We start from the raw sequence: 19,655 nt of genomic DNA on the forward strand, positions 1-19,655 counted from the left end.
CTGCTCGCGATAGCGGTGTGGCATTTGATGCAGCATCGTCTGACAGAACGCTATCGCGAGCAGGCTCACTCCTACAGTGATTGCGAAACCCTGATTGCTATGTACATCAGGGATTTCCGCTGGCAGCACTGGCATACTGCGCGCCGTCCGAAGAATGGAATCTCTCGATGTTCGCGATCTCCCTGTGTTATGCCTTGCTGCTGACGTCCCTTGCGTTTGCCTCTGTTACCCACGCCAGCAGTTTCGATTGCTCCACGGCCAACAACAAAACCGAAAAAGCCGTTTGTGGAGACCCGCAGATTTCGCTGCTCGACGAGAAGCTGGGCAAGCTCTGGCATTCGACATTGGCCAGTGTCCCCGATGCCAAAGCCCTCAAGGCTGACCAGCGGCAGTGGCTGAAAAGTCGCAACGCCTGCGGCGATCAGACGGCCTGTTTGCGCCGCGAGTATTTGATGCGGCTGAGCGAGCTCGAACACGCTACCCAGCCGTTCAGTTGGGACGCAACCTGGCAACTCATACCGCCGGGGACTTCAACCTCGGCAACGGTGATAACCCAGCGCCGCGATGCCACGCACATCAGCATCGACATCACGGCGGCTGAGGGTGCCAACTCCGGTGATCTGGATGGCGTTGCCACACTCAACGACGGTAAAGCCGTTTACTCGGAAGATGAGTGCACCCTGTTGTTCACTCCCATCAACGGTGTGCTGGATATTTCGCTTGCAGGGGAAGGCGGGTATTGCAGTGCCGGATTGGGCGTCTACTACACCGGCCGTTTTGTCGCCTCGGAGCACCCGCTGACACTGGATTACGACATGCTCAGCCTGGGCCTGGCACAAACACCGGAAGAGAACCAGGCACTGCACACCTTGCTCAAAGGTGATTATCAGACACTGGTGGAAAAGTCCGGCTCCCTGATGACGGGTGAGCCAGGCACCGATGTGCCGGGCAGTCAGGTCTGGGAGATGTGGATGCGCGGTCTGGGTGGCACCGGCATCGTGATGCGCTCATCCGATGGCCATTTCTGGGTGTTGTTGGTGACCTACGACAGTTCCGGCCATTCGCGTCTGCGCTACTACACCAACGTGGCGAAATGGAAAAAAGTTCTACCCGATGCCTTGCACGACTGGAATGAGCGCATGAAAGCTCATCTGGAGCTGCCCGTAGACTTCATGCCCTGATCTGCGCGGTAGCCCATCCGCTCACGTCGCAAACAAAACCCCACGAATCCCGCCCACCCGCGGCGTCACCACGACACCCTCCAGCACCATTCGCGTAATCGTCTGCGCCGCCGTTTGATAATCCTCATCCTGCGGCACTTCGCGCCCCATGATCCGCCCCATCTGCCAGCCAATGTTGGTGTACGTGCGCGTCGCCGACCAAATGAACAGCATCAGATGCTCAGGATCCACCGGCGCCAGCAAGCCGCGCTCAATCCAGCTGCGCAGGCATTCAACGTTACGCCGCGCTTCGGCATACAACAGATCGCGGCACTCAGCCGGCAACTGTCGACCGCCCAGCAGCAACTCGCCACTGAATACCTTGGCAATCGCCGGATGCTCGCGAGCAATACGAATCCGCGCGGCAACGTAAGCACGCAGCCCCGTCAGCGGGTCATCACTTTCACGCAGCGCCGCTGAAGCTTCCAACAGCGGCTCGACAAACCCCAGCAGTACTTTGCAGTAGAGGTTTTCCTTGGTCTGAAAGTAATAATACAGATTGGCCTTGGGCACCCCGGCACGCGCCGCAATATCGCGAGTCTGGGTGGCGTCGAAGCCGTTGGCGGCGAACTCTTCGCGGGCAGCGGCGAGGATCAACTGCTCGTTGCGGACGCGGATGGCACTCATGGCAATACAGGTTGGCTGGACGGCATGGATAGATTCTGGCGATTTCGGTCTCGCAATATACAAAAATATATAGCGATGAGGCCAGCACACTCGAAGGACAGCGCTATGCTGTTTCGATCAACGAGTGGAAACGGAGCGGACACATGACCCTTCAGGCAGTGCGAGCCGACGCGACACATCTGGATGCGGTGGCGCCGTTGTTCGACGCTTACCGTGGTTTTTACCAACAGCCGTCGAATCTCGAGCAATCGCGAACCTTCATCGCCGAGCGCATGGCTGGCAACGAATCAGCGATATTTCTCGCGCAGGATGAACACGGCGAGGCGCTGGGATTCGTGCAATTGTACCCGACGTTCTCGTCCATCGATGCCCACCGCACCTGGTTGCTCAGCGACCTGTTCACCACGCCCGCCGCACGTGGACGCGGGGTGGGTCGATTGCTGATGAACACGGCGCGTGACTTTGCCTTGGCGAGCGGTGCCAAGGGGCTGGTGCTGGAAACCGCCACCAACAACCTTATGGCGCAAGGTTTGTACGAATCCCTCGGCTACGTGCGCGACAGCGGTTATTACACCTACATCCTCGACTTGCGGCAGGGTTGAGCAGATTTTTTTGCGATTTCCCGAATTCAGGCTTTCGCCCGACCGCCGCTCTCTCTAGAATCCGCCCGGCCTTCAAAATGAAGGCGCAATGCCATCATCTGGATGTGTATACATAGGGACGGATCATCATGCAATTCGGGAAAATTCTGGCGCTGGGGCTGGTACTTGCGCTGGGCGGTTGTGCCAGTTTCACCAAAGACGAAGTGGCGCCGGTGACCATGCCGTCGATGGCCAGCTACACCAATAAGCCAAACGTATACGTCGATTTCGATTTCTATCAGGGCGAGCCGAAAAGTGGTTCCGCCGTGGAAGTGCCGCAAGCACGTGATCAACTGAAACCACAGCTGCAAAAAATCCTCACTGACTCGGGTCTGTTCGGCCGTGTCACCCTGGACGAGTTCCAGAAGCAGCCGGGGGACTACAGCCTGCGTCTGAAAATGTACAACCATCCGCCGAATGCCGGTTCCATGGTACTGGGCTTTATTAGTGGTTTCAGCCTGGGGGTGATCCCGGCGTACGGCACCGATCAGTACTCCATGAGCCTGGAAGGCATGGATGGCCAGGGTCAGGCCCTGACCACCGCGAGCAATCATGATGCGATCGGTACCTGGATCGGTATCTGGTTCATCCCGCTGATGGCCAACACACCGAAAGACGCGGTGAATGACACTTTCACCCGTCAGGTCAACGCGCTGCTCAAGCAAATGGTCGATAGCAAAAACCTGAAGTACTCGGCACTCGAAACCGCTATTCCAATGGCCTGAAGAAAAAAAGAGCCGCAATCGCGGCTCTTTTTTTGCTCTTACTTCAGGGCCTGAATGAACTGTGGATCGCTGTACAGTTCCTTCAGCAGGTCACGCACCATCGGGTTGTAAGCGTTGACCGCGTTCGGAATCGCAATGAAGCCGAAAAAGCTGCTGCTCCACTGGCTGCTGACATTCTTGGTGGCGTCGTACACCACATCGTTGCCGTTGAGCAGGGTGAAGCGAGCGGCGAGTTTGCCGTCGCCCGTGCCCATGCCTGCGGACAGTTCGTTCTTCACCACCAACACTTTCAACTGACGCTGCGCCTGCGGATCGAGCAGGCCGGCCTTGCGCAGTTCTTCAGTGATCGCATCCTGAATGTGCGCCGGGATGCTGCCGGACGGCGAGCGAACCGGGTTGGCGCGAACCACCAGCGAACCTTCACCGGATTCGGCCGTGACCTGAGGATTGCTGATCGCGTGGAGCGGCGGGGTTTGCTTGAGCTTCTGCACGTTCTCGAAGCTTGGCTCGTAACGAGTCATGGTCATGCCACAGCCTTGCAGTAGCAGGGCCAGCATCGGGATCAACAACAGCGACTTCTTCACGGCAGTTCCTTGCGTGGGAATAGAGGAGGGCGCGAATTATGGGCAGAGTGCCATCATTGGGCAACCTCGTTCGTCTGCGTGTTGAGCAATCGCTCGATCTGCGCCAATTCCCAGGTACTGAGTAAACTTACCGGATCGGTGCCATAACGCTGCCAGCTCTCCAGCGCGCCTTCTTGCCCATCACCATTGCGGGCGAATTCACAGTGATGTAACCGGCTACCTTCAAAGTCCAGCAGCAGGTGCCAGCCCTCGATATCGACCGCGACCCGTCCCGCCTCGTCAGGCATCTCGCAGACTTTGAAAGTGAGGACACCCAGCGCCGCTTCACGCAAACGCTGGCACACCTCGCGGGCGCTCAGAAAGGCAGACATATTCAACTCAATGGATACAGGAACGCGCCAGCATAAAGCCCGAGCCGACAAGTGTCAGCGTTCACTGGCCCGATCCCGGACAATTCCGTAACATCCGCAACCCTCTTTTCTCCGAACACCTGCAGTCGCGCTCGACGGCTGCTCAATCAGGTAAGCCATGAAACCGATTCGTCTGCGCGCCGATGTCCTGGCCGGACTCACCACCTCGTTTGCCCTGTTGCCCGAATGCATTGCGTTCGCACTGGTGGCGCACCTCAATCCGCTGATGGGTCTGTATGGCGCCTTCATCATTTGTACACTGACGGCGTTGTTCGGCGGCCGGCCAGGCATGGTCTCCGGCGCGGCGGGTTCGATGGCCGTGGTCATCGTCGCGCTGGTGGTGCAACACGGCGTGCAGTATTTGCTGGCGACGGTGTTGCTCGGCGGTCTGATCATGATGGCGTTCGGGCTGCTGCGCCTGGGCAAACTGGTGCGCATGGTGCCGCACCCGGTGATGCTCGGCTTCGTCAACGGCCTGGCGATCATCATTGCATTGGCGCAACTGGAGCATTTCAAGAGCGGTGAGGACTGGCTCAGCGGTACGCCGCTGTACCTGATGACCGGGCTGGTTGCGCTGACCATGGCCATCGTCTACATCCTGCCGCGTCTGACGAAAGCGGTGCCGCCGGCACTGGTGGCGATTCTCGGCGTCGGTCTGCTGGTCTACCTGTTCGGCCTGCCGACCCGCACCCTTGGCGACATGGCACACATCGCCGGCGGCTTGCCGACCTTCGCCTTGCCGGACATCCCGTGGAGTCTGGAAACCCTGCGCATCATCGCGCCTTACGCAATCCTGATGGCACTGGTCGGTCTGCTGGAAACCTTGCTGACCCTCAACCTCACCGACGAAATCACCGAAACCCGTGGCTACCCGGATCGCGAGTGCGTGGCGCTCGGTGCGGCCAACATGGTCAGCGGCGCGTTCGGTGGCATGGGCGGTTGCGCGATGATCGGCCAGACCGTGATCAACCTCAGCTCCGGCGGGCGCGGGCGCTTGTCCGGCGTGGTTGCTGGCGTGCTGATTCTGTTGTTCATTCTGTTCCTGTCGCCGCTGATCGAGCGTATTCCGCTGGCGGCGCTGGTCGGCGTGATGTTCGTGGTGTCGCAGCAGACCTTCGCCTGGGCGTCGTTGCGGGTGGTGAATAAAGTGCCGCTCAATGATGTGCTGGTGATCATCGCCGTGACCACCATCACCGTGTTTACCGATCTGGCCACTGCGGTGCTGTGCGGCATCATTATTGCGGCGCTCAACTTTGCCTGGCAGCAGGCCCGTGAGCTGTATGCCGATGAGCATCTGGAGGCTGACGGCAGCAAGCTCTATCGTCTGCACGGCACGCTGTTTTTCGCCTCGACCACGCCGTTCCTCAATCAGTTCGATCCGGCCAATGATCCGGCCCGGGTGACTTTGGATTGTCGGCATTTGAGTTTTGTCGATTACTCGGCGATTGCGGCGTTGAAGACTTTGCGCGAGCGATATGCCAAGGCGGGTAAGCATTTGCAGGTGTTTCATTTGTCTGAGCGCTGCAAAAAATTACTCAAGCGTGCCGGTGTCGACCACGACTGAAGGCGCTGGCGCTGACGCCTTCAGCCAGGTCTTGCTGAGAATCCGCGAGACCTGATCGGCTGAGTAGGGCTTGGCGAGAAACTCGAAACCCTCGTGACCGTAGCGCGCCAGTTCTTCGCTGTAGCCGGAGGTCAGTATCACGGGCAGATCCGGGCGGCGACGGCGCAATTCCCTGGCGAGCGCGACTCCCGTGATACCGGGCATGACGACATCGGAAAACACTGCGTCGAAAGCCCTTGCGTCTTCGCCCGCCAACTTCAAGGCTTCTTCGGCGTTGGTGGCCCACGTCGTGTCATAGCCCAGATCCTGCAGGATCTGATTGGCGAAGCGGCCAACGTCCAGATTGTCCTCGACCACCAGCACCCGGCGCTTTTCATGCGGCGCCTGCAGTTCGCCTTCGTCCGACGTCTCGCTGGTCTGCGGCGCAACCGCCGGTACCTGGGGCAGGTACAGCGTAAACTGCGTTCCGTGACCGACCAGGCTGGACACATCGACATTACCGCCCGATTGCTTGGCAAAGCCGAACACTTGCGATAACCCGAGCCCTGTGCCTTTGCCGACATCTTTAGTGGTGAAGAACGGTTCGAAAATATGCTCAAGAGTATGCGCATCGATACCGCCGCCGGTGTCCGACAGTGCGATGGACACAAACGGGCCGCTGGCGCCGCCATGACCGCGAATCGCTGGCAGTGGTTTGTCGCACTCAAGGCGCAATTTCAGCAGGCCTTGGCCATTCATCGCGTCACGGGCGTTGAGCGCGATATTGATCACTGCGGTTTCGAACTGACTCAGATCGACGCGGATGTAGCAGGGTTGGTCCGGCCGTTCGACGCTGACATGAATTTGCGCGCCCGTGACAGACTCGAGCATTTCACCGATGTTCGCCAACCGTTCGCCCGCATCGACCACTTGCGGGTTGAGCGGCTGACGCCGGGCAAAAGCAAGTAATTGGCTGGTCAGCTTGGAGGCGCGCTCGACGGTGTCGGAAACCGCGCGCATATAGCGCTGACGACGCTCCTGCGGCAGGTTGGGCTGGCGCAGGAAATCCACTGACGAGCGAATGATAGTCAGCAGATTGTTGAAATCATGGGCCACACCGCCGGTCAACTGGCCGATGGCTTCAAGCTTTTGTGACTGGCGCAGCGCCGACTCCGTTTCGGCCAGACGCAAGCTGCGTTCCTCGACCCGTTGTTCCAGCGTGGCATTCAGTTCCGCCAGCGCCAGCAGGCCTTCACGCACGTTGGCATCGGCGCGGACCCGTTCGATGTGCGCCCAGCAACGCTCGGTGACTTCGCTCAGCAGTGACTGTTCGAAGCGCGACCAGGCTCGCGGCACATTGTCGTGCACCGCCATCAGTGCGGTCAGTCGTCCTTGCTTGATCAACGGCACGCAAATGGTTGCAGTGATGCCGATGGCCTGGAAGGTTGCCGACTCTTCAGGGGCGAGTTCGCTGCGGTTGTCATGGATGATCAGCGGTTCGCCGGCACGTAGCAAGGTCACGGCTTTCTCACCGAAGTCGCGCAGTCGATAGTGGCCGACGATGCTTGGCGAGCCGGGCGCCGCCCAATCGCCGCGAATGGTGAAACCGTCCTCATCGGCGTCCATGTCGGCGTAGGCACAGTTTGACAGCTGCAGATGTTCGACCATCAGACGCGTGGTGATGGCGAGAATGGCTTGGGCATCGGTCGCGTTGGCAACGGCGTTGCCGAGCGCCTCAAGCACGGCCAGACGCTGGTTGAGAAAAACCGTCTGGGTGGTTTCCGTAACGGTATCGAGCATGCCGACCACGTTGCCGAGCGAATCGCGGATCGGGCTGTAGCAGAAGGTAAAAAACGCCTGCTCCGGTCCGCTGCCTCGCTCGATGGTCAGCGCAAAGTTTTCGATGTAAGTGGCTTGCCCGGCGTACGCCGCATCGGCAATCGGGCTGATCTCGCTCCAGGCTTCTTCCCAGATCTTGCTGAAAGGTCTTCCCAGAGCGTTCGGTTTAGCGCCGAGAATCGGCAGGAAGGCGTCGTTGAACAAGGTGATCAGTTCTGGCCCCCAAACGATGGCTTGAGGAAAGTGCGAGGCAAGACTGAGCGAGACCGTGGTCTTGAGCACATCGGGCCAGTTTTGCAACGGCCCCAGCGGGGTGCTTGCCCAATCATGGCGTCGAATCCGCTCGGCCATCTCACCGTTGTCTTGCAACCAGTCTGTCATGGGAATCGTGTCTTTCCGGGCATCTGCGTGTGAAGAAAGACCTTTGCGCGCGGTGTTTGGTTTCAGCACGCCCGCTCGCAGTGAAACTGTTTTTTCAGGTCTGCGCACATCATTGCACGATGCGTGAGACAAAACGATTTGTGACAAGGGCGCCGGCTTCCGCCGGAGACGAGACGCCCCACAAAATATTGAGGGGCTGCTGCGCATTCCGGCGGGAGCAAGCGCCCTCGCCACAGTGTTTGTCAGGTTTTGATCAGGCATCGATGGCCGGGAAATCGATATCCGTCAGCGCCGCATTGTTCAGGTAGTTGGTCAGGCTCTGCACGGCCACCAGCGCAATCACTTCAATGATCTTCACGTCGTCGATACCGGCAGCGCGGGCGGCGGCGATCTGTTCGTCACTCAAATGGCCGCGGCTTTCGGTCAACTGACGGGCGAGGGCGGCGTAGGCGTTGAGTTCGCCTTGGCGGGCGGCGACGATATCCTGCGCCGAGAGCCCGGCCTTGCCGGCAAACAAAGTGTGCGCCGCCAGGCAGTAATCGCAACCGTTGACCTGCGAGGTGGCGAGGTAAACAGCTTCTTTTTCCTGGGCGCTCAGCGAAGTCTTGCCGAGGATCGCCGAGGCTTGCACGTAGGTTTCGAGGGCCACCGGCGCTTTGGCCAGGGTGGTGAACACGTTGGGCAGGAAACCGATTTTCTTTTTCACGCCTTCCAGCACTGGGCGGCTGGCGTCGGCGGCGGTTTCGAGGCTGATAGCGTGGATGCGGCTCATGGTGATTCTCCGAACGTCCGGTGCGAAGTGCGCCGGGGATGGAGGTCATGTTATGGAACCGGCTGGTGGATTGGCGGCAAATCGTCGAGGATATGCGGCAGATCGTCCAGACTTACCCTTGGAGTCGTCCATGGATCGCCTTTCCACGTTGCTCAGCCATTTCGGCGTGTCTGCCGGGACCTTTCACAGCGGCACGTTTTGCGGCCTCAGCGTTCACGACGGCGAGCCATGCGGCCATGTGCATTTGTTGCAGGCAGGCGAGTTGCTGCTCAAGCCGGGCAGCGAGCGTGAAATTCGTCTCTGTGAACCGTCGCTGATCTTCTTCCCCCGGCCCTTTGCCCATCGCATGTTCGCCGACGAGGCGATGGACACCCGAGTGGTCTGCGCCACGCTGACGTTTGACGGCGGCTCCGGCAATGCACTGGCGGCGGCACTGCCGGATTATTTGGTGCTGAAGCTGACGGACATCCCGGAATTGGGCAGCACCGTGGAATGGCTGTTCAAGGAAGCCTTCGAAGGGCATTGCGGGCGGGTGGCGGTGATGGATCGCCTGTTCGAACTGCTGGTGATTCTGCTGTTGCGGCACTTGATCAGCAGCCGCGAGCAACAACCGGGGATGATCGCCGGGCTAGCCGATCCACGCCTGTCCCGTGCCCTGAACCTGATACACGAGCAACCGCAAAAACCGTGGAGCGTGGCGGATCTGGCCGCTGTCGCCAACCTGTCCCGCGCCGGGTTTGCCGAGCAGTTTCGCCGGGTCGTCGGGCAGACACCGGCCGATTATCTGCTGAGCTGGCGCGTCAGCCTGGCGCAGAAACGCTTGCGCGAAGGCAAGCCGATTGCGCTGATTGCCGAGGAGGTCGGTTACGAAAGTCCTTCGGCGCTGGCCCGGGCGTTTCGGCGCAAGACCGGGCTCAGCCCGCGCGAGTGGAAGGCGGGCGCCTGAGGATCATTTGGCGAATTTCTTCGCCCCGGCCACGCACAGAATCACGCCCAGCGTCACCGCGAGCATGCCGATGCTGACGTGTTCATGCAGCAGCGTCGCCGCCAACGCCAAGCCGAAAAACGGTTGGAGCAATTGCAACTGACCGACCGCGGCAATCCCGCCCTGGGCCAGGCCGCGATACCAGAACACAAAACCGATCAGCATGCTGAACAGCGACACGTAGCCCAGGCAAAGCCACGCCGACAGACTGATCGTGCTGAACGAGGCGGGCGCCAAGCACAGACTCAACACCGCCATGAGCGGTAGCGACAGCACCAGCGCCCAGCAAATCACCTGCCAGCCGCCGAGGGTGCGCGACAACTTCGCGCCTTCGGCATAACCGAGGCCGCAGGCCAGAATGGCCGCGAGCATCAGCAGGTCACCGGTGGGCGAGGCCGTCAGACCTTGTGCCAGGGCGAACCCGACGACCAAAGCGCTGCCGAGAATCGAGAACATCCAGAACACCGGTCGCGGCCGCTCACCGCCGCGCAGCACGGCGAAAATTGCCGTGGCCAGTGGCAGCACGCCGACAAACACAATCGAATGTGCTGACGTCACGTGTTGCAGCGCCAGGGCGGTCAGCAGCGGGAAGCCGAGCACCACGCCCATCGCGACTATCAACAGCGACAGCCACTGATTGCGCGCCGGGCGCTGCTCGCGAAACAACCACAACAGCGCCACCGCCAACACCCCGGCGATGGCGGCGCGGACCACGGTGAGAAACACCGGATCGAATTCCAGCACCGCCACACGCGTGGCCGGCAGCGAACCGCTGAAAATCACCACGCCGATAAAACCGTTGATCCAGCCGCTGGTTTTTTCCAGTGCCGGGGTCGTCAGATTCGAGGTCCGTTCCATCACCGTTCACGCTCAGAAGTGGGTTGCGTTGCGGTCATGCTAGAGCTGAGAATCAGCACAATCAAAAAATTGTCATGGATACATCCGGCATGCCACGTTCACGCTACAAGACACTGGTTGACGCCTTTGCCGCAGACATTCGCTCGGGCCAATTGCCGCCGGGTACGCGGTTGCCGACTCATCGGCAATTAGCGGCTCAAGAAGGGTTAGCGCTGGTCACGGCCTCGCGGGTGTACGCGGAGCTGGAGGCGATGGGCCTGGTCAGCGGCGAGACCGGGCGCGGCACGTTTGTCCGCGAAACCTCGCTGTCGCCGGGGCAGGGCATCGATCAGAAACAGGTGGCGGTCGGCATGATCGACCTTAACTTCAACTACCCGTCGCTGCCCGGTCAGGCCGATTTGTTGCGCAGCGCGTTGCGCCAACTGGCGTTGTCGGGTGATCTGGAGGCGTTGCTGCGCTACCAGCCGCACGCCGGTCGTGCCCACGAGCGCGCGTCGGTCGCTCGGCATCTGCTGACGCGCGGGGTGAACGTCGAGGCCGAGCAAGTGCTGATCGTCAATGGCGCCCAGCAAGGCCTGGCGGTGACGCTGATGGCGCTGCTCAAACCCGGTGATGTGATTGCCGCCGATGCGCTGACCTATTCCGGGTTCAAGGTGCTGGCCGAAGCGCTGCACCTGGAGGTCGTGGCGATTGCATTCAACGAGCATGGGCCGGATCTCGCCGCGCTGGACAAACTCTGTCGCAGCCGCTCGGTGCGCGCCGTGTACAGCATGCCGACGTTGCACAATCCGCTGGGCTGGGTGATGCCGCTGGCGCAGCGCGAGCAGTTGGTGGCGATTGCCCGTCAGCATGATCTGACGATCATTGAGGACGCAGCCTACGCATTTCTGGTGGACAACCCACCGCGTACGCTGATCGATCTGGCGCCGGAGCGCACGGTGTACGTCTCGGGCCTGTCGAAAAACATCGCCACAGGTCTGCGCGTCGGTTTCATCGCTGCACCGACAGAGACCGTGCCGGCGCTGGAACGCATCATTCGCGCCACGACCTGGAATACGCCGGGCATCATGACTGCCATCGCCTGTGGCTGGCTCGACGACGGCACAGTGACGCTGCTGGAGGAACAGAAGCGCAACGACGCCAAGGCGCGGCAGGCACTGGCGGCCGAAGTGTTGAAAGGACTGCCGAGACTTGGCCATCCGGCGTCGTATTTCTTGTGGCTACCGTTGCCGGAGGATGTGCGCGCCGATCAGATTGTCGTCGAGCTGATGCACGAACAGATTTCCGTCACCACCGCCGAGCCGTTTTCGGTGTCGGGCCATGCGCCGCATGCGATTCGTCTGGCATTAGGCTCGGTGGACATGGACGTGTTGCGTCACGCATTGATTAAAATCAGAAAGGTCGTTGGCGCTTACCGGTAAAAACAAAATGCTACCCTTGCGCCGCCCGATGCAGACCGATCCGGAACCCTCGATGAAAAACACCGCAGCACTGTCACTCGCCCTGATGCTCGGCACCAGCCTGTTCAGTACGCTCTCCCACGCCGCGGGCGACCCCGAGGTCGGCGCGAAAATCTTCCCGCGTTTGTGTGGCGGCTGCCATCAGGTCGGCGAATCGGCCCGTCCCGGATTCGGCCCGCAGCTCAATGGCATCATTGGTCGGCCTGCCGGGACGTCAGAGAATTACGTGTATTCCGATGCGATGAAGAACTCGGGGGTGACTTGGGATCGTGAGACGCTTATCGCTTATCTGAAGGATCCGAAAGGTGTGGTGCCGGGTACGCGGATGATTTTCTGGGGGCTGAGCGACGAAGAGAAACTCGACAATCTGCTGGCATACCTCCAGACCTTCACGCAATAACGGCAGGAGCTGGCGCAGGTTGCGATTGATTGTTCCCATGCTCTGCGTGGGAATGCAGCCCACAGGGGTCATAACCGTCACGGCCACGCCTTGTTCGCGATTCAAGTTGGTGTGTTCGGGCGATATGCCGGGCACCCAAGTCCCTGATTGAAAAATGACATGAAAAAGCTTTCGGCGTTTTTGCCGCCTTCAAGGAACCCACCATGAAATCTTTGCTATTGGCAGCGCCGCTGTTGTTTGCCACCGGACTGGCCCACGCTGGCATCCCCCTGCTCAACGCTACGTGCCCAGGCAAGATCGAAGTGCACGCCGATGAGGGTGGCCCGATTTATATCAATGGCAAGGAAGGCCAGTTGAAGAAATTCAACGACAACTACTTCGAAGCCAAAGGCGCGGGCGTGACCATTTCCCTGAGTATCAATCCCGATGGTTCGCCTGCTGTGTCCTACACCGGGAAGAACAAGGCCAACGGGATTTGCGAAGTGAAGAAGGCCTGATCACGCCACTTGGTTACGGCCCGCTGCTTTGGCTTGATAGAGCTGCTGATCAGCGCGTTTGATCAGAGCACTGTGGCTGTTGTCGGCCGGATCCGCCAGGCCGACGCCGATGCTCACCGTCACATTCCCGACCACAGGAAAATCGGCCTCGGCAACCGCCGCGCGAATTTTCTCGGCGACAACTTCCGGGGTGTCGGGTTTGGCGATTTCCGGCAACAGCACAGCGAACTCTTCGCCGCCGTAACGGGCGACGAAGTCGGTGGTGCGCAAGCTGCTCTGAATCAGTTGCGCCAACTGCTGTAGTACCTCATCCCCCACCGCGTGACCGTGCGTGTCATTGATTCGTTTGAAGTGGTCGGCATCGATCAGCAGCAGGGAAAACGGGCGTCCGGTGCGGCGGAACAGCAGTGTGTACTCGGTGAGCTTCTCATCGAAACGGCGACGGTTGTATACGCCGGTCAAGGCATCGTGGGTCGCCAGATTCAGCAGTTCGGCGTTGGCCAGTGTCAGGGCTGCGGTGCGTTGTGCCACGGTGGCTTCCAGCGAGGCATTGGCCTCTTGCAGTTCGCGCTCTTTACCGAGCAGCGATTGCGTCATTGCATCAATGGATTGCCCGAGCTGGGCAATTTCCAGCACCGGGTGCTGCAGTGGGAATTGCGCGCCGGGCTGTTGGTTTTGCACCTGCCGTGCCGAGCGCGCGAGTTGTTCGATCGGACGGCTCAGGTAGAGCGCCAGGTAGTAAGCGACCAAACCGAACAGCACCGCCGCGACCACACCCAGGATCAGCAATTTGTACATCAGCAGGCGCGCCGGTTGCAGCGCGGTTTCCAATGGCTGGCGCACGGCAATCGACCACGACAGCGCCGTACTCGATGGCGTCGGGACGGTGACCATGCTGGTGAGGAAGCCGTTACCCGCGGTCCAGCCCTGCAACTTCGAATCAGTCGCCGCCAGTTGCTGGCCCATCAGTGCTTCGGGATAGAGAATCTTGCCATCGTGATCGATGATCAACGCTTCGATATCCGGCATTGAGTTTTTATGCGAAAACGCCGCCGACTCGACAATGCGCGTGACCCAGCTCCAGTGTGCATGGGCGCCCAGGACACCAATCACCTGACCGTCGGCGTTATGGATCGGCGCGGCGAAATCGATGAAACGCAGCGGTTCACCGTTCGGCAGCCCCGGCAGCAATTTCGCCAGCAACACCGCTTCGTGAGGGTCGCCGGTGTACTCACTGCGTAAACCGGCCTGGAACCACGGCCGTTGTTGCACTGACCGACCGACCAGCAACTCGTTGACGGCCTGATGCACCTTGCCCTCGGCATCGGTGACGCCCATCCACGCATACTCGGCGCGCGCCTGAGTGCGCAGTTGCATCGATTTCAGAATCGCCGGGTTGTCCAGATCGCCACGCTCAAGATGCGGCGCGCGGCTGAGCAGATAAACCTCCAACTGGCGTTCGCGCAGTTGTTCACCCAGCAACGATGCGGCCGAGCGCGCGGTGTTGAGCAAGGCATTGCCGCTGGCCTGCTTCATCTGTTCCGTGGCGATGTGACCGACATAGAAGCCAACGCTGAGCAGTGTCAGCAGGGATAAACCGGCAAACCAAAGGGTGAGGTGGCTACGCAGACTGGCTTTGAGCATGGGCAGGCGAGGTCTGTTTTGGAGTTGTGCCCGCATGGTATGCGCAATGGGCGGTGGGTGGCCAGTCGGGGAATGGATGGCGGCGGACGTGAAAAAGCCCGGCTGATCAGGCCGGGCTTTTATTGCGATTGCGATGAAGCCGCAGCGTTAAGCGACGCGGCGTTCGATCAGGCGATCAGCGCCACCTTCGGCAACACGGCGTTCGAGCAGGCGATCGGAACCACCTTCGGCAACGCGGCGTTCGAGCAGACGATCGGAACCACCTTCGGCAACGCGGCGTTCGAGCAGGCGATCGGAACCACCTTCGGCAACACGGCGTTCGAGCAGGCGATCGGAACCGCCCTCGGCAACACGACTTTCAATCAGCTTGTCCGAGCCGCCTTCAGCGACCTGGGTGTGTGCCGCAGTGGCGGCAAAAGCGTTAATGGCGAAAACCGAGAAAGCGATGCCGAGAAGGGTTTGGCGTTTCATGATCGTGTGCTCCAAGGGGTAGTTGTTTGTCTGGAGCCGATGTTACGCCGTGGATTATTTATGAGAACTTCATTGACGTGATGGTGACTATCGACGCCAGCAATGTATGCCCGAACCCCCGTTTCATGGGGCTGTTGATCGCACACACAGCTCACCGGTCGCCCGCGTCAGGGCCAGTTCATGCAACGCATCGTGGGCCAGGCCACTGCGCGCCTTGGCCAGCCACGCCGGGCAATTGGCGTCATGGCGATACGGCGTGAAGGCGGCGTATTGCTGCAGCAGGCGGGTTTGCAGTTCATCCAGGCGCGGGCGGATCTGCTTGCCCAGGTCGGGGCGCGGGGTGTCCGGCGCGCTACCGGTCGCTTGCCACTGTGCGAGCAAACCGTACTGCACCAGTTTGTTCGCCTCCATTTGCGCAGCAATCAGTTGCGCCACGTCCTCCGGGTCGAGCTGGCGCTCGGTGGCCAGCGTACGGGCATTGGCGATGACCTGCGCCTCGCGAGGGCTGTCCTGAATCGGCTTGCCGCTGTCCCATTTGGTCAGCGCGACGAGGTCGCCGATGTTCAGGCGTTCGTTGAGTGTTTCCAGCAACGGCTGCAGTTCGGCACCGGAAGGGAGCCTCGCTGCCTTAGTAGTGCTGGTCAGGAAAAAAAGAAAAATACAGATTGGCAAACGTAGGGAGTGGTACATGAGTAGTCTCAACAGTAAGGAATTATGACTTTTGAGCGTCGTAAATCAGGGTATTGCTAAATGCATATGTTTGAGTTTTGTAGTCGACCAACGTTGCATGAGTGTGCCGGCGCGTTCTTTCCCTGTCTGTCCAGCTGAGACCGGCGTGCTAGGACGCAACTGGAGCACTGACCTGTTCAGTTTCATATGTCAAGCGGTAGGAAGTATCAGTGCGTGTGCTCTGAACGCTCCGATACAGAAGATGAAGAAGGAAGCCAAGCCAATAGAAAGGCTCAGCGTATCGTTTCTTGCGTAGCTGCATGAATGATGGCAATTTGGGTGCTGTGAGATACTAGATGCTAGCGTTTATCTAAAGCATGAAAGTTTTTTATAAAGATTAGCGCTGCTGGAACAAGCAGGTAAAAATAAAGGATTAGAAGATGAGCTACAAGGCAGAATTTAATGGTTGGAGCGAAATCACCCTGGCAGATCTGCTCGTAGCCTATCGCAAGGCGAAGGCAGATTGCTATTTTGAAAATACATTTCCTGCTTCAATTAAATTCGCGGATTATGAACAAGATTTGCTCGTCAACCTGAGTGAGCTATTGGAACGGTTGCGAGTAAAACAAGGGTTTTCTAAAGATCCAGATTTGATAGGTGAATTTCGGATTTTGCCGAAAAAATTATCTTTAAAGCAAAAAAGTAATGCGCCAGAAAATGGTCATGTCCATTTTTCTAACTCCAATCGTGCGATGGAGGATTTACTTTATAAAAAGGATGTTACTCCAGAGTTTAGAGTGGTTGGTGATTTTCCGGTTGACGCTCACGTACTTTCGGCTCTATGGATTAATACTGTTGGGCACAAGTTTGATGCGATGCTCGGAAGTAGTTGCTATGGAGCTAGGTTGAAACGAGTAAACAGTGATGAGCTATTTGCGGATTCTCAAGATAAACCACTCCATATAAGCGCGATTGGATCTTTTGTTTCATATTTTCAGCCTTACCAAAAATGGCGTAACGATGGGCTCACAGCAATCCGAAGTGAGCTTGAACAGAACCGAGAAATTATTGCTGCATCCTTGGATTTGAAAGCCTTTTATCACTTTGTGGACCCTCTCATTCTAGCGTCATCTGATTTTCATGCTGAGTTGGGACTTGAGTTAAATGGTGCTGAACGAGACTTTACTGTGGAGTTCGCAAAATTTCTTAAAGTGTGGGCCGAAGGAGCGGAGAAGTTTTCGAAGAAAATTATTTCAAACAGAATAAATGTGCCTGGTGGGCTTGCCATTGGATTGACTGCAAGTCGGGTTATATCGAACGTTTTGCTGTTTCGTTGGGATAACCTAATAAAGGAGAAAATCGCACCAGTTCACTATGGCAGATATGTCGATGATATGTTTTTAGTTTTGCGTGATACGGGAACGATCCGCAGTAGTGAAGATTTTATGAATTTTTTGCAGAATAGACTAGGAACAGAGGTTATTTCACGCGCTGGTAATGCTAAAAAGCAAATTTGGCAAATTTACCAAGGTGAAGATTTTCAGGGGAATAGCAAGATAAAGTTGCAGGCGGACAAACAAAAGCTATTTGTACTCCAGGGACGTGCTGGGCTTGATTTGTTAGATACGATAGAGAAAGAAATAAGTGAGTTGTCAAGTGAACACCGCCTTATGCCATCGCCGAACCAGCTTGAGGACTCGACAGCGGCGAGGGTTTTATCTGCCGCAGGGAGTGTCGGCGAAAGTGCTGATACGTTACGTCGTGCTGATGGACTAACAATCCGACGATTGAGTTGGTCCTTACAACTACGACATGTAGAGACGCTTGCTAGAGATCTCCCAGCCCAAGAATGGCATGAGCAGCGGCAGGAGTTTTACCAGTTCGCCCATGATCACATACTTCGCCCTGATAATTTGTTTGCTCATTTTACATATCTCCCACGGTTGCTGGGTTTCGCAATCAGTATGAATGAATGGCAGGAAGCAGAAAAAATTGCTTTGCAGGCCTATCGTTGTTTGCAACAATTATCCGTTGCAGTACCGAAAGGAATGCCGATATCAATCAATGGAGTTGATGCTAAAAGCGGAGCTAATTTGTGGCTTTTAGTAAAGGGTACTCTCACTTGGCTGTTTGTAGATGCAGCTACCCGATACTATGATCCTGATCGGCTTTTGCTAGGGACGCGTTCAAAAAAAGAGCAGAGATTAGCAGATCTATTTTTAAAAGGGATTTTTGATAGCTTGCTTGAAGTTGAGAGTTTGTTGGGGTTCCGATTTGGGTCTGAGGATTTTGAGAAGAAGGCGCCATTAGTGGCGTTGGCAGATTTGGCTCATGAACCGTATAAAAGAATTCTGCGAAGTCGGGCTGCGGGTGGTTTGATAGAGTGTCGCAAGGGAAACAAGGGTGCTGCTGCTTTAAAATTGCTGGAAGCATCAATGCTGTTGGATACGTCAGTTTTAAAGAGTTTCCTTAAATCATCCAGGCGTAGCCGACTGCCGAACCTTGAGCAAGATGAACGAAAAAAAGAGAGTTATTTGCCATATTTGTTTCCCACGCGACCGTTAAGCCCACTGGAAATATCAGAGTTGGCCCCGGAGTGTGTAGGGTTGTGTAAGATTAATGGGAACCGATCTAGTGAAAAACCGTCTACAATTTGGGCGCAATATACCCAGGCGCTGGGTGGAGTTTGGATCCAACCTACTTTGCTCGCAACTGAGCAGGATTGTGGTATAGGGGGGCAGTCACAGACGTCTAACAAATATATTAGAATTGGTACGGAGCGAAAGAAAAAGTTGACTATAGCTCTCACCAATTTGAAGACCGATGAAGCAGATTGGGCTGCAATGGCGTGTGGTAAGCCCAACTTATCTCGAGAGAGATATCAGAGAATAGCAGAACTTATTAATCAATCTATTAAGCTAACTCCAAAGCCAGACTATGTTTTGTTTCCGGAGCTTTCAATTCCGCTGAAGTGGGTGGATAGCTTGGCCTCCAGGCTTATAGATGAAGGTATCAGTTTGATTGCTGGAACTGAGTATCGGCACTGTAGTGATGATGAAGTATTCAGCGAGGCTTGTTTGGTTCTTACGGATAATCGTTTAGGTTATCCGTCTGCGGTTAAGATATGGCAGCCTAAGCTACTTCCTGCTGTTGGTGAAGATAAAGAGCTGATTTCAAGGTACGGAAAGAAATGGGCGGATTCGAAAATTTTGCGAATGCGTACCAAGCCTGTCTATATACATAATGGTATTAATTTTGGTGTTATGGTATGTTCGGAGTTGCAGAATAGTAAAGAACGAGTCAGGTTTCAGGGAGAGATAGATGCTCTAATGGTTTTAAGTTGGAATCAGGATTTAGAAACGTTTTCCTCGTTGGTGGAAGCTGCGGCTCTCGATGTTCACGCATATACTGTGCTTGTGAATAATCGTAAATATGGCGATAGTAGAGTTCGCGCACCCGCAAAAGAAAGCTTTATGCGGGATATAGCGCGAGTGCGAGGTGGTGATAACGATTTTGTTATTGCTGCAACTCTGGATGTCGACGCTCTACGCGCTTTTCAAAGTAGGGCGAAACGGTGGGCTGAAAGTGATGATAAGTTTAAGCCCGTACCTGAAGGTTTTAAAATGAGCAGTCAGCGACGTAAGACGCCGCCGAAGTGATTTTCTGTCGAATTTGAAGTTCAAGCGATAAACTTTAATTTGCTAGAGGGTTTATTGCTTGAAATTTGGTTTTTGGTTTGGGTCTTAGTAGTGTTAATTAAAAAGGATTAGTACATAGGTGGTCGTATTTTTCTATTTGTTTATTGGAGTCTTATATGCTCGCAGAGGGTTTTTATAAGGTGATGCTTCACCTTGGTTTGTTGGTAGGGAAATGCAACTCGTTGAAAGCACTAAAATATTACTTGTTCTTAAAAATGCTTGTTGTCGAAA

General features: G+C 56.9%; 18 protein-coding genes. 9 read left to right on the top strand and 9 right to left on the bottom strand.

The window, feature by feature from the left end; all coding sequences use genetic code 11:
• The first annotated feature begins 167 nt into the window (after positions 1-167).
• Positions 168-1,181 carry a lysozyme inhibitor LprI family protein gene (locus PMI23_RS19320; RefSeq protein ID WP_007908115.1) on the top strand — a complete coding sequence of 338 codons (1,014 nt, stop codon included), beginning with the start codon at positions 168-170 and terminating at the stop codon, positions 1,179-1,181.
• Between the two features lie 21 nt (positions 1,182-1,202).
• Here PMI23_RS19320 and PMI23_RS19325 read toward each other — a convergent pair whose 3' ends face one another.
• Positions 1,203-1,847, bottom strand: a complete 645-nt coding sequence (locus PMI23_RS19325) for a TetR/AcrR family transcriptional regulator (protein WP_007908117.1) — start codon at positions 1,845-1,847, stop codon at positions 1,203-1,205.
• Between the two features lie 143 nt (positions 1,848-1,990).
• On the opposite strand from PMI23_RS19325, the gene PMI23_RS19330 reads away from it, so the two are divergent.
• Both PMI23_RS19330 and PMI23_RS19335 read left to right on the top strand, forming a co-directional pair.
• Positions 1,991-2,449, top strand: a complete 459-nt coding sequence (locus tag PMI23_RS19330; protein ID WP_007908118.1) for a GNAT family N-acetyltransferase — start codon at positions 1,991-1,993, stop codon at positions 2,447-2,449.
• A 128-nt stretch (positions 2,450-2,577) separates the two neighbouring features.
• Positions 2,578-3,213: a hypothetical protein gene (locus PMI23_RS19335; RefSeq protein WP_007908119.1), complete on the top strand. Its 636-nt coding sequence runs from the start codon at positions 2,578-2,580 to the stop codon at positions 3,211-3,213.
• Between the two features lie 38 nt (positions 3,214-3,251).
• Here PMI23_RS19335 and PMI23_RS19340 read toward each other — a convergent pair whose 3' ends face one another.
• The gene (locus PMI23_RS19340; RefSeq protein ID WP_007908120.1) at positions 3,252-3,797 is read right to left on the bottom strand and encodes a hypothetical protein; all 546 of its coding nucleotides are present in this window, start codon (positions 3,795-3,797) and stop codon (positions 3,252-3,254) included.
• A gap of 53 nt (positions 3,798-3,850) precedes the next feature.
• Positions 3,851-4,168 carry a DUF7693 family protein gene (locus PMI23_RS19345; protein WP_007908121.1) on the bottom strand — a complete coding sequence of 106 codons (318 nt, stop codon included), beginning with the start codon at positions 4,166-4,168 and terminating at the stop codon, positions 3,851-3,853.
• A gap of 157 nt (positions 4,169-4,325) precedes the next feature.
• On the opposite strand from PMI23_RS19345, the gene PMI23_RS19350 reads away from it, so the two are divergent.
• Positions 4,326-5,771: a SulP family inorganic anion transporter gene (locus tag PMI23_RS19350; protein WP_007908122.1), complete on the top strand. Its 1,446-nt coding sequence runs from the start codon at positions 4,326-4,328 to the stop codon at positions 5,769-5,771.
• On the opposite strand, the gene PMI23_RS19355 is transcribed toward PMI23_RS19350, so the two are convergent.
• Together PMI23_RS19355 and PMI23_RS19360 are read right to left on the bottom strand one after the other, a co-directional pair.
• The gene (locus PMI23_RS19355) at positions 5,739-7,970 is read right to left on the bottom strand and encodes a GAF domain-containing protein (RefSeq protein WP_007908123.1); all 2,232 of its coding nucleotides are present in this window, start codon (positions 7,968-7,970) and stop codon (positions 5,739-5,741) included. The two genes, PMI23_RS19350 and PMI23_RS19355, sit on opposite strands and share 33 nt — an antisense overlap.
• A 253-nt stretch (positions 7,971-8,223) precedes the next feature.
• Positions 8,224-8,742 (bottom strand): carboxymuconolactone decarboxylase family protein, encoded by a 519-nt coding sequence (locus PMI23_RS19360; protein ID WP_007908124.1) that lies wholly within the window; start codon positions 8,740-8,742, stop codon positions 8,224-8,226.
• A gap of 130 nt (positions 8,743-8,872) precedes the next feature.
• Between PMI23_RS19360 and PMI23_RS19365 the strand changes: the two genes are divergently transcribed.
• Complete coding sequence (locus PMI23_RS19365) at positions 8,873-9,688, top strand: AraC family transcriptional regulator (protein ID WP_007908125.1); 816 nt, start codon at positions 8,873-8,875, stop codon at positions 9,686-9,688.
• A 3-nt stretch (positions 9,689-9,691) separates the two neighbouring features.
• Here the strand turns inward: PMI23_RS19365 and PMI23_RS19370 are convergent, their stop codons facing one another.
• Complete coding sequence (locus PMI23_RS19370) at positions 9,692-10,585, bottom strand: DMT family transporter (protein ID WP_007908128.1); 894 nt, start codon at positions 10,583-10,585, stop codon at positions 9,692-9,694.
• 89 nt (positions 10,586-10,674) lie between these two features.
• Between PMI23_RS19370 and PMI23_RS19375 the strand changes: the two genes are divergently transcribed.
• The 3 genes from PMI23_RS19375 (at position 10,675) to PMI23_RS19385 (ending at position 12,942) form a co-directional block, all read left to right on the top strand.
• Positions 10,675-12,006, top strand: a complete 1,332-nt coding sequence (locus PMI23_RS19375; protein ID WP_007908130.1) for an aminotransferase-like domain-containing protein — start codon at positions 10,675-10,677, stop codon at positions 12,004-12,006.
• 52 nt (positions 12,007-12,058) lie between these two features.
• Complete coding sequence (locus PMI23_RS19380; protein ID WP_042704989.1) at positions 12,059-12,445, top strand: c-type cytochrome; 387 nt, start codon at positions 12,059-12,061, stop codon at positions 12,443-12,445.
• A 203-nt stretch (positions 12,446-12,648) separates the two neighbouring features.
• Entirely contained in the window at positions 12,649-12,942 is a 294-nt protein-coding gene (locus PMI23_RS19385) for a hypothetical protein (RefSeq protein ID WP_007908133.1), read from the top strand.
• Here the strand turns inward: PMI23_RS19385 and PMI23_RS19390 are convergent, their stop codons facing one another.
• The 3 genes from PMI23_RS19390 to PMI23_RS19400 form a co-directional block, all read right to left on the bottom strand.
• Positions 12,943-14,586 (bottom strand): sensor domain-containing diguanylate cyclase, encoded by a 1,644-nt coding sequence (locus PMI23_RS19390; RefSeq protein WP_007908135.1) that lies wholly within the window; start codon positions 14,584-14,586, stop codon positions 12,943-12,945.
• A 147-nt stretch (positions 14,587-14,733) separates the two neighbouring features.
• Positions 14,734-15,057, bottom strand: coding sequence for a hypothetical protein (locus PMI23_RS19395; RefSeq protein WP_007908137.1), 324 nt, complete (start codon positions 15,055-15,057; stop codon positions 14,734-14,736).
• A 123-nt stretch (positions 15,058-15,180) separates the two neighbouring features.
• Positions 15,181-15,747, bottom strand: coding sequence for a chorismate mutase (locus PMI23_RS19400; protein ID WP_007908139.1), 567 nt, complete (start codon positions 15,745-15,747; stop codon positions 15,181-15,183).
• A 419-nt stretch (positions 15,748-16,166) separates the two neighbouring features.
• Between PMI23_RS19400 and PMI23_RS19405 the strand changes: the two genes are divergently transcribed.
• A complete protein-coding gene (locus PMI23_RS19405) occupies positions 16,167-19,385 on the top strand; it encodes an RNA-directed DNA polymerase (protein ID WP_007908141.1) in 3,219 nt (1,072 codons plus the stop codon).
• The last annotated feature ends 270 nt before the right edge of the window (positions 19,386-19,655 follow it).

Origin of the sequence: Pseudomonas sp. GM24 (assembly GCF_000282235.1) — a bacterium.
Lineage (GTDB): Bacteria > Pseudomonadota > Gammaproteobacteria > Pseudomonadales > Pseudomonadaceae > Aquipseudomonas.

Excerpts from the sequence above, each read along its gene's own strand:
- PMI23_RS19320 (WP_007908115.1), top strand. The coding sequence starts at position 168 with ATGTTCGCGATCTCCCTGTGTTATGCCTTGCTGCTGACGTCCCTTGCG.
- PMI23_RS19325 (WP_007908117.1), bottom strand. The coding sequence starts at position 1,847 with ATGAGTGCCATCCGCGTCCGCAACGAGCAGTTGATCCTCGCCGCTGCC.
- PMI23_RS19330 (WP_007908118.1), top strand. The coding sequence starts at position 1,991 with ATGACCCTTCAGGCAGTGCGAGCCGACGCGACACATCTGGATGCGGTG.
- PMI23_RS19335 (WP_007908119.1), top strand. The coding sequence starts at position 2,578 with ATGCAATTCGGGAAAATTCTGGCGCTGGGGCTGGTACTTGCGCTGGGC.
- PMI23_RS19345 (WP_007908121.1), bottom strand. The coding sequence starts at position 4,168 with ATGTCTGCCTTTCTGAGCGCCCGCGAGGTGTGCCAGCGTTTGCGTGAA.
- PMI23_RS19350 (WP_007908122.1), top strand. The coding sequence starts at position 4,326 with ATGAAACCGATTCGTCTGCGCGCCGATGTCCTGGCCGGACTCACCACC.
- PMI23_RS19355 (WP_007908123.1), bottom strand. The coding sequence starts at position 7,970 with ATGACAGACTGGTTGCAAGACAACGGTGAGATGGCCGAGCGGATTCGA.
- PMI23_RS19360 (WP_007908124.1), bottom strand. The coding sequence starts at position 8,742 with ATGAGCCGCATCCACGCTATCAGCCTCGAAACCGCCGCCGACGCCAGC.
- PMI23_RS19365 (WP_007908125.1), top strand. The coding sequence starts at position 8,873 with ATGGATCGCCTTTCCACGTTGCTCAGCCATTTCGGCGTGTCTGCCGGG.
- PMI23_RS19370 (WP_007908128.1), bottom strand. The coding sequence starts at position 10,585 with ATGGAACGGACCTCGAATCTGACGACCCCGGCACTGGAAAAAACCAGC.
- PMI23_RS19375 (WP_007908130.1), top strand. The coding sequence starts at position 10,675 with ATGCCACGTTCACGCTACAAGACACTGGTTGACGCCTTTGCCGCAGAC.
- PMI23_RS19380 (WP_042704989.1), top strand. The coding sequence starts at position 12,059 with ATGAAAAACACCGCAGCACTGTCACTCGCCCTGATGCTCGGCACCAGC.
- PMI23_RS19385 (WP_007908133.1), top strand. The coding sequence starts at position 12,649 with ATGAAATCTTTGCTATTGGCAGCGCCGCTGTTGTTTGCCACCGGACTG.
- PMI23_RS19390 (WP_007908135.1), bottom strand. The coding sequence starts at position 14,586 with ATGCTCAAAGCCAGTCTGCGTAGCCACCTCACCCTTTGGTTTGCCGGT.
- PMI23_RS19395 (WP_007908137.1), bottom strand. The coding sequence starts at position 15,057 with ATGAAACGCCAAACCCTTCTCGGCATCGCTTTCTCGGTTTTCGCCATT.
- PMI23_RS19400 (WP_007908139.1), bottom strand. The coding sequence starts at position 15,747 with ATGTACCACTCCCTACGTTTGCCAATCTGTATTTTTCTTTTTTTCCTG.
- PMI23_RS19405 (WP_007908141.1), top strand. The coding sequence starts at position 16,167 with ATGAGCTACAAGGCAGAATTTAATGGTTGGAGCGAAATCACCCTGGCA.